At 68.8% G+C, this 12,302-nt stretch carries 12 protein-coding genes; 2 read left to right on the top strand and 10 right to left on the bottom strand.

Annotation, left to right across the window (positions count from 1 at the left end; genetic code table 11):
* Window position 1: 1 nt before the first annotated feature.
* The 8 genes from AC07RV_RS12270 to AC07RV_RS12235 all read right to left on the bottom strand — a co-directional run bounded on the left by AC07RV_RS12270 (window position 2) and on the right by AC07RV_RS12235 (window position 7,865).
* Complete coding sequence (locus AC07RV_RS12270) at window positions 2-379, bottom strand: nuclear transport factor 2 family protein (RefSeq protein ID WP_296781669.1); 378 nt, start codon at window positions 377-379, stop codon at window positions 2-4.
* A 100-nt stretch (window positions 380-479) separates the two neighbouring features.
* Window positions 480-1,955, bottom strand: coding sequence for a M81 family metallopeptidase (locus tag AC07RV_RS12265; protein ID WP_296781668.1), 1,476 nt, complete (start codon window positions 1,953-1,955; stop codon window positions 480-482).
* Window positions 1,952-3,241: a Zn-dependent hydrolase gene (locus AC07RV_RS12260; protein ID WP_296781667.1), complete on the bottom strand. Its 1,290-nt coding sequence runs from the start codon at window positions 3,239-3,241 to the stop codon at window positions 1,952-1,954. Before AC07RV_RS12260 ends, AC07RV_RS12265 begins: the two co-directional genes overlap by 4 nt.
* 34 nt (window positions 3,242-3,275) lie before the next feature.
* Window positions 3,276-3,989: an ABC transporter ATP-binding protein gene (locus AC07RV_RS12255; protein WP_296781666.1), complete on the bottom strand. Its 714-nt coding sequence runs from the start codon at window positions 3,987-3,989 to the stop codon at window positions 3,276-3,278.
* Window positions 3,986-4,753: an ABC transporter ATP-binding protein gene (locus AC07RV_RS12250; protein ID WP_296781665.1), complete on the bottom strand. Its 768-nt coding sequence runs from the start codon at window positions 4,751-4,753 to the stop codon at window positions 3,986-3,988. The genes AC07RV_RS12255 and AC07RV_RS12250 overlap by 4 nt, the downstream gene beginning before the upstream one ends.
* Entirely contained in the window at window positions 4,750-5,709 is a 960-nt protein-coding gene (locus AC07RV_RS12245; RefSeq protein WP_296781664.1) for a branched-chain amino acid ABC transporter permease, read from the bottom strand. Before AC07RV_RS12245 ends, AC07RV_RS12250 begins: the two co-directional genes overlap by 4 nt.
* Window positions 5,710-5,714: 5 nt before the next feature.
* The gene (locus AC07RV_RS12240; protein ID WP_057589571.1) at window positions 5,715-6,575 is read right to left on the bottom strand and encodes a branched-chain amino acid ABC transporter permease; all 861 of its coding nucleotides are present in this window, start codon (window positions 6,573-6,575) and stop codon (window positions 5,715-5,717) included.
* Between the two features lie 84 nt (window positions 6,576-6,659).
* Window positions 6,660-7,865, bottom strand: coding sequence for an ABC transporter substrate-binding protein (locus tag AC07RV_RS12235; protein WP_296781663.1), 1,206 nt, complete (start codon window positions 7,863-7,865; stop codon window positions 6,660-6,662).
* A 243-nt stretch (window positions 7,866-8,108) separates the two neighbouring features.
* On the opposite strand from AC07RV_RS12235, the gene AC07RV_RS12230 reads away from it, so the two are divergent.
* Window positions 8,109-8,873 carry a FadR/GntR family transcriptional regulator gene (locus AC07RV_RS12230; protein ID WP_296781662.1) on the top strand — a complete coding sequence of 255 codons (765 nt, stop codon included), beginning with the start codon at window positions 8,109-8,111 and terminating at the stop codon, window positions 8,871-8,873.
* Window positions 8,874-9,005: 132 nt separating this feature from the next.
* Here AC07RV_RS12230 and AC07RV_RS12225 read toward each other — a convergent pair whose 3' ends face one another.
* On the bottom strand, window positions 9,006-9,956 hold the full coding sequence (locus AC07RV_RS12225; protein ID WP_296781661.1) for a LysR family transcriptional regulator: 951 nt from the start codon (window positions 9,954-9,956) through the stop codon (window positions 9,006-9,008).
* Window positions 9,957-10,053: 97 nt separating this feature from the next.
* Between AC07RV_RS12225 and aptA the strand changes: the two genes are divergently transcribed.
* Window positions 10,054-11,406, top strand: a complete 1,353-nt coding sequence (aptA, locus tag AC07RV_RS12220) for an omega-aminotransferase AptA (RefSeq protein ID WP_296781660.1) — start codon at window positions 10,054-10,056, stop codon at window positions 11,404-11,406.
* Here the strand turns inward: aptA and AC07RV_RS12215 are convergent, their stop codons facing one another.
* Window positions 11,407-12,276: a hypothetical protein gene (locus AC07RV_RS12215; protein WP_296781659.1), complete on the bottom strand. Its 870-nt coding sequence runs from the start codon at window positions 12,274-12,276 to the stop codon at window positions 11,407-11,409.
* Window positions 12,277-12,302 lie beyond the last annotated feature (26 nt).

Genomic DNA, 12,302 nt, shown 5'->3' with positions numbered 1-12,302 from the left:
CTCAGGCGCCGACCGGCACCTTGTCGAGAAAGCCGGTCACCGAGCGCAGCTTGCCCGCGTCCAGCCGCACGAAGTCGGTGCCCTGGATCAGGTCTGCGGCGCCGCTCGGGCCGAGCGTCCACGAGAAGCGCACGTGGTCGCCGTGCGCGTCGGCCTTGCCCAGCAGGTTGAAGCGGAAGCCCGGGTAGCGCTGGTGCACGGCGCCGACCAGCGCGCTGATCTGCGCATGGCCGCTGCCCTGCATGATCGGGTCGACGTACTGCGCGTCGGCCGACCAGCCGGCCTCCAGCAGCGCGGCGCGGCGCGCGGGATCGGTCTCGTTCCAGACGGCGATGTAGCCTTGGGCGATGGCAACGGGGTCGTGGGCGGCGGTGTTCATGGTGACGATTCCTTCGGTGGATGCCCGCAACGTTGCGGGGTGAAGGAATGGTCGTTTCAGCGGCGCTTCGGGTCCATGACGCGGGAGGTCATGAACGCCTTCAGATCGGGTCGAGCGGAAACACCGGCCGCCGCACCTTGCCGAACGGAAACAGCCCGTAGTCCGAACTGGTCACGCCGCGGCTGTCGCACTCCACCAGCGCGGCCGCGAGCGGCTCGAACACCGGCCGGCAATACATGCGCGACTTCAGCAGCAGGAAGCGCTCGCGGCGCGGATCGAGCCCCGCGCACTCGAACACGCCGATGTCCCACGGCTCCTGCGTGCGCTCGGTGACCACGATGCGCGCGGCGCCGATGTCGAACAGCACGGTGCGGCCCATGCTGGCGCGCTGGCCGGTGTAGGTCGGGCCGGTGATGACGTACTCGCCGTCGCAGATGGTGCGCACCGTGCCCGTGAGCCGCACCGGCGCGTTCTCGCGGCCGATGCCGGCCAGCGAGACCTTGTTGCCCAGCGCCACCGTCGCACTTGCGCCCTCGCCCGCCGCGATCAGCTGAGCCACCGCCTCGGGATCGCACAGCGGCCCGACGCCGATGCCCTCGAGCCCCTGGGCCAGGGCCTCCTGCAGCACGTCCATGGTGTCGCAGCTGCCACCCGACATGCAGTTGTCGCCATGGTCGAGCAACAGCACCGGACGCTCGGCACCGTCGGCCAGCTGCTTCGCGCGCGCGATCGAGTCGGCCAGCGGCTCGCTGTCGTAGACGAAGGCCGCGCGCTCGCGCCACATCTGCGCCGCGATGCGGTCGGCCGTGGCCTGCGCGCGCTCGCCCGATTGCGCGTCGACCACGATCACGCTCATGCACGGCGCCTCGATGTCCGACAACGAGAAGCCCGCAAGGATCGACACCGCGAGCGATTCGCCCGAGGACTCGGCCGCGCGCGCGGCATCGATGGCGCGCTGCATCGCGCCGGTGTAGGAGGCGCTGCGCAAGGTGTGGGCCATCAGCGGCAGCGAATGCCAGCGCATCGCGGGCCGGCCGCGCCCCGCCAGCAGATCGAGCAGCAGCCGGCCCGCGTGCTCGCCGGTCTCGTACATGTCGACGTGCGGATAGGTCTTGAAGCCGACGATCACGTCGGCGTTCTCCACCATCGCGGGCGTGACGTTGGCATGCAGGTCGAGCGCCACGCCGATCGGCACGCCGGGCGCGGCGGCGCGCAGCCGCAGCAGCAGGTCGCCTTCGCCGTCCGCGCTGTTGTGGGCCACCATCGCGCCATGCAGGTCGAGCAGGATCGCGTCGCAGCCCGGCGCCGCGTCGACGATGCATTGCGTGAGCAGGTCGTAGGCGTGCGCATCGACCGGCCCGCTCGGGTTGGCCGAGGCCGACACCGGCGTGACCAGCTCGGCGCCGGCCGCCTCGGCCAGGTCGATGAAGGCCGACATCGCGGTGCGCATGCCCTTGTTGTCGCGGTACGCCTGCGCGCCGAAGGTCGGGCCGTCGGGCCCGAAGGCCGCGAGCGGCGTGGGCACGGGCGAGAAGGTGTTGGTCTCGTGGTTGAGACGCGCGATCAGCACCTTCATGCGACCACCCCGGCGACACCGGCGCTCTGCACCATCGCCTGCAGCAGCACATTGCAGCCGGCCTCGAGGTGCTCGGGTTCGGCGTCCTCGATCTCGTTGTGGCTGATGCCGTCGAGGCACGGCACGAAGATCATCGCCGTGGGGCACACGCGGGCGAGGTACACCGCATCGTGGCCTGCGCCGCTGATCACGTTCATCCACGTCAGGCCCTGCGCCTGGGCGGCGTCGCGCACCGCGGACACGAGCCCGGGCGTGAAAGGCTGGGGCGGGAAGTACACGACCTGCTCCACCGTCGCCTCCACCTTGCCGGCTGAGGCAAGGCGCAGCACGGCGTCCTTCAGTGCCGCGTCCATGGCCGACAGCACCGTGTCGTCCGCCGCGCGCAGGTCCACGCTGAGCTTGACCCGGCCCGGGATCACGTTGCGCGAGTTCGGGTAGTTGTCGATCCAGCCGACCGTGCCGCGCGCATGCGGTGCGTGCGCGAGCGCGATGCGGTTGACCTCGATCACGAGTTCGGCGGCGGCGAGCAGCGCGTCCTTGCGCAGTTCCATCGGCGTGGGGCCGGCATGCGCTTCCATGCCCTGCACCACGACGTCGTACCAGCGCTGGCCGAGGGCACCTTCGACCACGCCGATCACGCGCGCATTGGCCTCGAGCACCGGACCTTGCTCGATGTGCGCTTCGAAGTACGCGCCCACGGGCGAGGCGGCCGCCGAGGCGGGCACCGTGCCCGCATAGCCGATCGCATCGAGCGCCTGCGCCACGCTCACGCCCTCGGTGTCGCGCTGCGCGAGCGCGTGTTCCAGCGTGAAGGCATCGACGAACACACCCGAACCCATCATCACCGGCACGAAGCGCGAGCCTTCTTCATTGGTCCACACGGCCACTTCGAGCGGCGCTTCGGTCAACAGCTTCGCGTCGTTGAGCGCGCGGATCACCTCCAGCCCCGCGAGCACGCCGTAGTTGCCGTCGAACTTGCCGCCCGTGGGCTGCGTGTCGATGTGGCTGCCGGTGGTGACGGGCGGCAGCGCGTTGTTGCGGCCGGCACGGCGCGCAAAGATGTTGCCGATGGCATCCACCCGCACCTCGCAGCCCGCCTCGCGCGCCCAGCGCGTGAACAGGTCGCGGCCCTGGCGATCGAGGTCGGTCAGCGCGAGGCGGCACACGCCGCCCTTCTCGGTGGCACCGACCTGGGCCAGCTGCATCAGCGAATCCCAGAGGCGCTGGCCGTCGATGCGGAGGGCGCGCACATCGGGTGCGGAAGAAGTTTCGATGGTTGTCGTCATGGTTCTGCGAATGAGGTCTGGAAGACGGGAGGCGTCAGGCGAGGCCGACGCCGAGGTAACGGTCCTTCACGTCGTGGTCGGCCATGAAGGCGGCGTTGCCGGCCTCGTGCACGATCACGCCCTGCTCCACGATGTAGTGGCGGTCTGCGAGCTGCACGCACACTTCGAGGTTCTGCTCGACCAGCAGGATCGCGACACCCGCGGCCTTGATGGTTTTCAGCTGCGCGACGATCTCCTCCACGATCACCGGCGCCAGGCCCTCGACCGGCTCGTCGAGGATCAGCAGGCGCGGATGGTTCATCAGCGCGCGGCCGATCGCCAGCATCTGCTGCTCGCCGCCCGAGAGCTGGCCGCCGCCGTTGCGGCGCCGCTCCTTCAGGCGCGGAAAGATGCGGTAGATGTCGTCGAGCTGCCACGGCGACTCGCGCCGCTGGCCGAGCAGCAGGTTCTCCTCGACCGTCAGCAGCTTGAAGATGCCGCGGTGCTCGGGCACCAGGCAGACGCCGCGCGCGGCGATGCGGTGCGCGGGCTGGCCCGCGATGTCGGCGCCCTGGAAGCGCACGCGGCCCGCCGTGGGCGTGACCGCGCCCGCGATGCTCTTGAGCGTGGTCGACTTGCCCGCGCCGTTGCGGCCCAGCAGCGTCACCAGCTCGGCCTCGCCCACGCGCAGCGACACGCCCTGCAGCACGTGGCTCTTGCCGTAGTGCGCATGCAGGCCCTCGACCTCGAGGATGGGGGTGGTGCTCATGCCTTGCCTCCCGTGATCATGTTGCCGAGGTAGGCGCTGCGCACGCGCGCATCGGCGCGGATGTCGCCCGGCAGCCCTTCGGCCAGCACGCGGCCCAGCTGCATCACGGTCACGGTGTCGGAGATGTCCATCACGATGTTCATGTTGTGTTCGATCAGCACCACGGTGTGCTCCTCGCGCAAGCCGCGGATCAGCTGCTTCATGTCGTCGAGGTCGTCGATGCCCATGCCCGAGGTCGGCTCGTCGAGGAAGATCGCCTTCGGCCGCGCGGCCAGCGCCATGCCGACCTCGAGCCGCCGCTGCTGGCCATGCGAGAGCTCGGCCGCCGGCACATCGGCAAAGCGCTCGAGGCCCACGCGCTGCAGCACCTCGTCCACGATCTGCCTGCAGGCCATTTCGCCCACCGGCGCACGCCAGCAGTTCATGGCCTGGCGCGGCGCGATGCCCTGCGCCGCCACGCGCAGGTTCTCGCGCACCGCGAGGCTGCCGAACAGGCTCGTGACCTGGAACGAGCGTGCCATGCCGCGCTGCACGCGGCGGTGGTCGGGCTCGCGCGTCACGTCGTGGCCGTCGAACAGGATGCGCCCGCCGGTGGTGGTGCCGGTGCCCGTGAGCATGTGGAACAGCGTGGTCTTGCCCGCGCCGTTCGGACCGATCACCGAGTGCACGGTGTTGCGGCGGATTCGGAGGTCGACCCCGCCGAGCGCGGCGAACTTGCCGTAGCGCTTGGTGACGCCGACGGCTTCGATGAGGACGTCGCTCATGCTTTCTCTCCCTGCGCGGCGGAGGCGCCGGCGCCTTGCGCGCCCTTCCTGAAGATGCGTCGCCAGGCGCTCTCGCCCAGCCCCCAGAGGCCGCGCTGCATGCCGATGCTCACGCCGATCAGCAGCAGCCCCAGCAGCAGCAGCCAGCGCGGCCACAGCGTGGAGAGCCAGTCGGCCAGCAGCACGTAGAAGGCCGAGCCCAGCACCGAGGCGAACAGGTTGCCGGTGCCGCCGATCACGGTGATGACCAGGATCATCTCGCTCGTGTGGTACTCGGCGTTCGACAGCGGCGCGATGCCGGTCATCATGGCGTGCAGCCCGCCCGCGAGGCCGGTGACGGCGCCCGAGATCACGAAGGCCAGCAGCTTGAAGCGCCGCAGGTCGTAGCCCACCGCGGCGGCGCGGTCGCCGTTGTCGCGGATCGCCAGCAGCGTGCGGCCGAACACCGAGTCGGTCACGCGCAGCAGCAGGCCGAAGGCGATCAGGAACATCAGGGCCACGAAGGCGTAGTACTTCCACGGCGTGTCCATGAAGGCCGGGCGCGGCACGTCGAGCAGGCCGTTGTCGCCGCCGGTCAGGCCCGAGGCCGTGTAGGCCACGAAATAGAACATCTGCGCGAAGGCCAGCGTGAGCATCACGAAGTAGGTGCCGCGCTGGCGGATCGCGACCCAGCCGACCAGCGCCGCGCCGAGCGCGCCCATGGCGATGGCCGCGAGCAGCGCCAGCGGCATCGGCAGCGCGAGCCGCGTGAGCAGGATCGCGATGGTGTAGCTGCCGAGGCCGAAGAAGATGCCCTGGCCGAAGGACAGCAGGCCCGTGTAGCCCAAGAGCAGGTTGCAGCCGAGCGCGGCGAGCGCGTAGATCAGCACCTCGCTCGCGAGCGAGCCCGAGCGCATGAGAAGCGGCAGCGCCAGCGTGACGGCCAGGGCCAGCAGGAAAGTGATTTTTCTGGGCATGGCGTTCATCCTCTGCGGCCGAGCAGGCCATGCGGGCGCAGCAGCAGCACGGCCGCCATCGCGATGTAGATCATCAGGCTCGCACCGGGCGGCCACAGGGTGCTCATCAGGCTCTGCACGATGCCGATCAGCAGGCCGCCGACCAGCGCGCCGCCGAAGCTGCCGAGCCCGCCGATCACCACCACCACGAAGGCCACGCCGAGCGCCTCCACGCCCATGAAGGGCTCGGCGCCGCGGATCGGCGCGGCCAGCACGCCGGCCAGCGCCGCCGTGGCCGCGCCGAGCGCGAACACCAGGCTGAAGACGCGGAACACGTTGATGCCGAGCAGCGAGACCATCTCGGTCGACTCGCTGCCCGCGCGCACCGCGCTGCCCAGGCGCGTGCCCTCGAGCACCCACCACAGCAGCACCGCGAGCACGGCGGTGAAGCCGATCACGAACAGCCGGTACTTCGGATAGATGAAGCTGCCCCACATCACCACGCCCTGCAGCAGGTCGGGCGTGGGCACGCTGTTGCCCAGCGGGCCCCAGAAGACGATCACGATCTCCTGCACCGCGAGCGCCAGGCCCACGGTGACGAGGATGTGGAATTCATGCGCCTTCGCGTAGACGCGGCGCAGCAGCAGCTTCTCGGCCAGCCAGCCGAGCGCGCCGACGGCCAGCGGCACCAGCACCAGCGCGGCCCAGAAGTTCAGGCCCCACTGCAGCGCCTGGAAGCACAGGTAGGCGCCCAGCAGGTAGAAGGCGCCATGCGCGAAGTTCACGAAGCGCAGCAGGCCGAACACGATCGACAGGCCGACGGCCAGCAGGAAATACAGCATGCCGATGCCGATGCCGTTGATGGTCTGGAGCAGGTAGACGGACATGGGTGTGGGGAATGGAGCGTGCGGGCGGACCGCGCCCCGCCGTGCCACCGCGGTGGCGCGGACGAGATCGCGGACCGGCGTGACTCAGGCCAGCTTGCAGCCCGTCTTGTCGACGGGCAGGAAGGACTTGCCGGAGCTCACGACCTCGACATAGTCGGCCGCGTCCTTCATCTTCGACTTGGCCTTGCCCTTGAGCAGGTAGTAGTCCTTCACCACCTGGTGGTCGGCCTTGCGGATCTCCTCGCTGCCCGTGAGGCCGTCGAACTTCATGCCCTCGAGCGCCGCGATCACGGCCTTCTGGTCGACCGTGCCGGCCTTCACGATGCCGTCGATCAGGATCTTGGTGCAAACGTACGAGCCCGCGAGGCTGTAGTTGGGCACGATCTTGAGCTTGTCGGCGGTGCGCTTGACCAGCTCCTTGTTGAGCGGCGCATCCACCGTGTGCCAGTACTGCGCGCCGAAGTACACGCCGTCGCAGAGGTCGGCGCCGAGCTCGTCGAACTGCTCGAGCCCCGAGGCCCAGGCCATCAGGATCGTCATGTTCTTGTGCATGCCGAAGCTCACCGCCTGGCGCAGCGCGGCCGAGGACTGCGCGCCGAAGTTCAGCAGCAGCAGCACGTCGGGCTTGGCCGCCATCGCATTGGTGAGGTAGCCGCTGAACTCCTTCTCGTTGAGCGAGTGGTAGCTGTTGCCCACGTGCTCGATGCCCTTCTCCTGGAAGATGGTCTTGGCCGCGCTCAGCAGGCCGTCGCCGAACACGTACTGCGGCGTGATCGTGTACCAGCGCTTGGCCTTGGGCATCTGCGCCACCAGCGGGCGCACCGTCTGCTCGATGGCACCGAAGGTGGGCACCGACCAGCGGAAGGTGGCGGGGTTGCAGTCCTTGCCGGTGATCTCGTCGGCGCCCGCGGTGGTGATGAACAGGCCGCCGGCCTTCTCGGCCTCCTTGCCCATGGCCAGCGCTTCCGACGACAGGATGCCGCCCGCGAAGAACTTGGCGCCCTGCTGCTGCGAAGCTTCCTGCACCTTGCGCACCGCGGTCGCGGGCTTGCCCTCGGTGTCGAGCACCGTGTAGGCCAGCGGGCGCTTGAGCACGCTGCCGTACTGCTCGATCGCCAGCTTCATGCCGAGGTCGGCGAACTTGCCGTTGGCCGCGAAGGCGCCCGACATCGGCACCGGGCAGCCGAAGCGGATCGCCTCGGCCGATTGCGCAAAGGCCGAGCGGCCGGCCAGCAGGGAAGCGGGAGCGGCCGACAGGGCGGCCAGTTGGAGAAGGTGTCTGCGTTGCAAGAGGAACTCCGTCGTGGTGAGGGTGGAGAGGGATGGGCGTCCGCGGTCGCGGCGAATTTAAGCGGATAAATAGGATTAATATGCTGGTAAAAACCCGTTAGCAATCCCCGTGCCAAAAAACCACCGACTTCGCGGCCCCCTCGCCCCGCCCGCGTGCACCACGCCGATGCACCCAGTACCGCTGGGTAAGATCGCCCGCTGTTGCGCATTCCGCGCATCTCCCGAGGGATATCGAGCGTGGGCATGACAGTGGGGCAACACCGCCCGAAGCGACAAAAGCTCTCGGACGTCATCGTCGAGGACGTGAAGCGCTGGATCGTGGCCGAGCGCAAGCAGCCCGGCGACCGGCTGCCGAACGAGAAGGAACTGATCGAGCTGTTCGGCTATTCGAAGAGCACGGTGCGCGAGGCGCTCAAGGCGCTCGAGGTCAGCGGCCTGATCTCGATCCGCACCGGCCCCGGCGGCGGCGCCTACCTGCAGCAGGTGTCGGTCGAGCATGCGTCCGAGCCGCTGCGCAACTTCCTGCACTTCCACCACCTCGACGGCCACCACATCTACCAGTTGCGCAAGGCGCTCGAGCCCGAGCTCGCGGTCAGCGTGGTGGGCCGGCTCACGCCCGAGATGTTCGAGCGGCTCGAGGAGAACGTGCGCCTGTGCACGAAGGAGCCGACCTCCGAGGACGAGCAGCGCATCCAGCGCGAGGCCGAGCTGGCCTTCCACACCATCCTGGCCGAGGCCTGCCCCAACCCGGTGCTGTCCTTCATGTGCCGTTTCCTCAACGACCTGCTGCGCGACCTCGTGGTCTACAAGAAGGCGCTCGACCATCACCACTTCGGCGAGGCCAACGTCGACTACCACACGCAGCTGCTGGCGGCTTACCGCAAGGAGGACGCCGCGACGGTGCAGCGGCTGATGAGCGAGCACATGGTCGACGCCGAGCAGCACATGCACGAGATGGAGGCGCACATCGGCGCCAAGCATCTTCTCGTGCCCAACGCCCAGCGCTGACAAGGCGTGAATAAACCTGCTGCGCGCCCCGATCTCGCACCTGCGGTCCTCACCGTACAAGGTACGGCTCCGGTCCTCGGCGCGACCTCGGGGCGCTCGCTACGGTTTCTTCACGCCTTGTGAGCGCGCCTCCTACTTGCCGCGGTGCGCCGCCGTGAGGCAGGCCTGGAACGCCAGCACCGCGCGCGAAGGCTTCGGCGAACGCCGCAGCAGGCTCACGAAGCGGCATTCGTAATAGAAGCGCTCGGGCAGCACCGGGCGCATCAGCCCGCGCTGCTCGAACACCTGCGCATAGTGGTCGGGCAGGAAACCCAGGAAGCGCCCCGACAGAATGAGCGTGGCGATCGCCTCCTGGTCGAAGCCCGTGGCCTTGCGCGAGAGCTGCGCGCGGTGGCTGAGCTCCATGTTGGGCGAGTGGTAGCCCAGGCCCGCGAAATGGTGCTCGCGCAGCTTGGGCCAGGTGAGCTTCGCATGGCTGGCCTCGAACAGCGGATGGCCGCGGCCGCAATACAGCAGCATGGTCTCGCCGAACAGTTCTTCATAGACCAGGCTCTTCGAGCTGCGGTGCGCCGGGATGATGCCGATCTGGAAGTTGCCCTCGAGCACGCCCTGCTCGATCGCGTTGATCGAACCCACGTGCACCGCCAGGCTGACCTCGGGCGCCACTTCGGCAAAACGCGCGATCGCCTCGCCGATGCGCGCCTGCGGATTGGTCGCGGTCTTGTCGAACAGCGCCACCTCGAGCTGGCCGCCCATGCGGTTGTGGATGTCGTCGATGCTGCCGCGGAAGGCATCGACCGAGGCGAGCAGCCGCAGCGTCTCGTCGTAGACGCGCTGGCCCTCGGCCGTGAGTGCGAAGCCGGCCCGGCCGCGCCGGCACAGCACCAGGCCGAGCCGGGTCTCGAGGTCCTTCACGTGGCGGCTCACGGTCGAGGTGCCGATGTTGAGCTCGAGCTCGGCCGCCGCCATGCCGCCGCAGTCGACCACGCTCTTGAACACCTTGAGCAGGCGCAGGTCCATGTCGCTGAGCTGGCCCAGCACGGCACGGCTGCGGGCCGTGGAAGCGCCTTCTTTTACTTGCATGGATCGTCAAGTGAACATTGATATTGCGCCATTCTCCACACTGAACGGCTTGCCAACAATAGTCGCGTCAGCTTTCCCACCCAACCTGGACGCACCCATGACCCTCGCCACGCCCGACCTCGCCAACCCGGCCCCGCGCACCGATGCCGCCTGGCTCGAGGCGCACTGGATGCCCTACACCGCCAACCGCCAGTTCAAGGCCGACCCGCGCCTGATCGTCGAGGCCAAGGGCGCCTACTTCACTGACCACGAAGGCCGCAAGATCTTCGACGGCCTCTCGGGCCTGTGGTGCTCGGGCCTGGGCCACGGCCGCCCCGAGATCACCGAGGCGGTGAGCCGCCAGATCGCCAGGCTCGACTATTCGCCGGCCTTCCAGTTCGGCCATCCGCTGTCCTTCGAGCTCGCCAACAAGCTCAAGGAACTGACGCCCGCGGGCCTCGACTACGTCTTCTTCACCGGCTCGGGCTCCGAGGCCGCCGACACCTCGCTCAAGATGGCGCGCGCCTACTGGCGCGCCAAGGGCCAGGCCAGCAAGACCCGGCTGATCGGCCGCGAGAAGGGCTACCACGGCGTCAACTTCGGCGGCATCTCGGTCGGCGGCATCGGCGCCAACCGCAAGCTGTTCGGCCAGGGCGTCGAGGCCGACCACCTGCCCCACACCCAGCTCGCGGCCAATGCCTTCACGCGCGGCATGCCCGAGAACGGCGCCGAGCTGGCCGACCGCCTGCTCGACCTGATCGCGCTGCACGACGCCTCGAACATCGCGGCCGTCATCGTCGAACCCTTCGCGGGTTCGGCCGGCGTGGTGATCCCGCCGCAGGGCTACCTGAAACGCCTGCGCGACATCTGCACCGCGCACAACATCCTCTTGATCTTCGACGAGGTCATCACCGGCTTCGGCCGCTGCGGCACCCTCACCGGCGCCGATGCCTTCGGCGTGGTGCCCGACATCATGAATGCCGCCAAGCAGATCACCAACGGCGCGCAGCCGCTGGGCGCCGTGATCGCCAGCAAGGAGATCTACGACACCTTCATGGCCGCGGGCGGCCCCGACTACATGCTCGAGTTCCCGCACGGCTACACCTACTCGGCCCACCCGGTGGCCTGCGCCGCCGGCATCGCCGCGCTCGACGTGCTGCAGAAGGAAGACATGCCCGCGCGCGTGAAGGCGCTGGCGCCGCATTTCGAGAACGCCGTGCACAGCCTCAAGGGCAGCAAGCACGTCACCGACATCCGCAACTTCGGCCTCGCGGCCGGTCTCACGATCGCCGCGCTGCCGGGCGAACCGGCGCGCCGTCCCTACGAGATCGCGATGAACTGCTGGAAGAAGGGCTTCTACGTGCGCTACGGCGGCGACACGATCCAGCTCGCGCCGCCGTTCATCTCGGAGAAGGCCGAGATCGATCGCATGATCAATGCGCTGGGCGACGCGCTGGCGGAAACCAACTGATCAGACTCCGCCCGACATGACCTTGATGTTCGAGGTGCGCACGGCATACACGCCGCCGAAGCTCCTGAACCAGATCAGGTCGCCGGACCGCGCGATGAACCGGCCATTCATCTCGATCTCGATGCGGGGCGTCAGCAGATCCGACTTGTAGCTGAAGTCTTTCTCGGTCCCGCCCTTGGCTTGGCCGTCCTGCTGCGGCGCTTCCTTCGCGATGAAGGCCGCGAGCGCCGAGAAGCCCTGGGCCGCCTCCGTGCCCAGGCGGGCCTGCATCTCGGGCGTGAGGCGGGCCAGGTCGTCCAGCTGGTACGACGAAGGTAGTTGGTACATGTAGACGCCCGACCACTGGTCGGTGCCCTGCCCGTACTCCAGCCGCACCGCCGCCGCGGTCAGCAGGCGGTCGTTGTCGGTCTTGCTCACGAACAGGTAGGGCGTGGCCAGCGTGCGGCCCGGCGCGCCGGCCGCGGCATCGTCCACGACCTCCAGGCCCTGTTGCGTCGCGGCCGCGAGGAACAGTTCCCGTGGCGCCAGCGTCAGCTTGCCCCGCAGGCGCACGGCGTCCGCCTCGGTGTTGCTGTCGATCATGCTGGCGTTGGCTGCTACACCCAATGGGCCGAGCAGCAGGCCGAGGGCCGCGCCGCCGCCGCCGAAGTTCTGGGAGTAGACGATGCTCTTGGCCGCATCCAGATGGCGCACGGCATGGCGCTCGTCCTCGACCGCCTTGGAATGGGCCAGCGAGAAAGTCCCCGGCGACTGCCCGGTGACGGGGCGAAGCTTGTAGGTCGGCGGCGTTCCGCAGCCGACAAGACTCGCGACGGCCAGCAACGCGCCCAGCCAGAACGTGCGGCGGCGCACGGCCTTGAAATATGTCATGCCTTCTCCTCGTCTTCGTGTTGTGA

Source organism: Variovorax sp. GW821-FHT09B01 (genome assembly GCF_059418345.1).
Note: the sequence above shows the minus strand (reverse complement) of the source record. Positions and strands in the feature narration are given on the sequence as shown.

Excerpts from the sequence above, each read along its gene's own strand:
- AC07RV_RS12240 (WP_057589571.1), bottom strand. The coding sequence starts at position 6,575 with ATGTCCGTCTACCTGCTCCAGACCATCAACGGCATCGGCATCGGCATG.
- AC07RV_RS12230 (WP_296781662.1), top strand. The coding sequence starts at position 8,109 with ATGACAGTGGGGCAACACCGCCCGAAGCGACAAAAGCTCTCGGACGTC.
- AC07RV_RS12255 (WP_296781666.1), bottom strand. The coding sequence starts at position 3,989 with ATGAGCACCACCCCCATCCTCGAGGTCGAGGGCCTGCATGCGCACTAC.
- aptA (WP_296781660.1), top strand. The coding sequence starts at position 10,054 with ATGACCCTCGCCACGCCCGACCTCGCCAACCCGGCCCCGCGCACCGAT.
- AC07RV_RS12250 (WP_296781665.1), bottom strand. The coding sequence starts at position 4,753 with ATGAGCGACGTCCTCATCGAAGCCGTCGGCGTCACCAAGCGCTACGGC.
- AC07RV_RS12265 (WP_296781668.1), bottom strand. The coding sequence starts at position 1,955 with ATGAAGGTGCTGATCGCGCGTCTCAACCACGAGACCAACACCTTCTCG.
- AC07RV_RS12245 (WP_296781664.1), bottom strand. The coding sequence starts at position 5,709 with ATGCCCAGAAAAATCACTTTCCTGCTGGCCCTGGCCGTCACGCTGGCG.
- AC07RV_RS12260 (WP_296781667.1), bottom strand. The coding sequence starts at position 3,241 with ATGACGACAACCATCGAAACTTCTTCCGCACCCGATGTGCGCGCCCTC.
- AC07RV_RS12215 (WP_296781659.1), bottom strand. The coding sequence starts at position 12,276 with ATGACATATTTCAAGGCCGTGCGCCGCCGCACGTTCTGGCTGGGCGCG.
- AC07RV_RS12225 (WP_296781661.1), bottom strand. The coding sequence starts at position 9,956 with ATGCAAGTAAAAGAAGGCGCTTCCACGGCCCGCAGCCGTGCCGTGCTG.
- AC07RV_RS12270 (WP_296781669.1), bottom strand. The coding sequence starts at position 379 with ATGAACACCGCCGCCCACGACCCCGTTGCCATCGCCCAAGGCTACATC.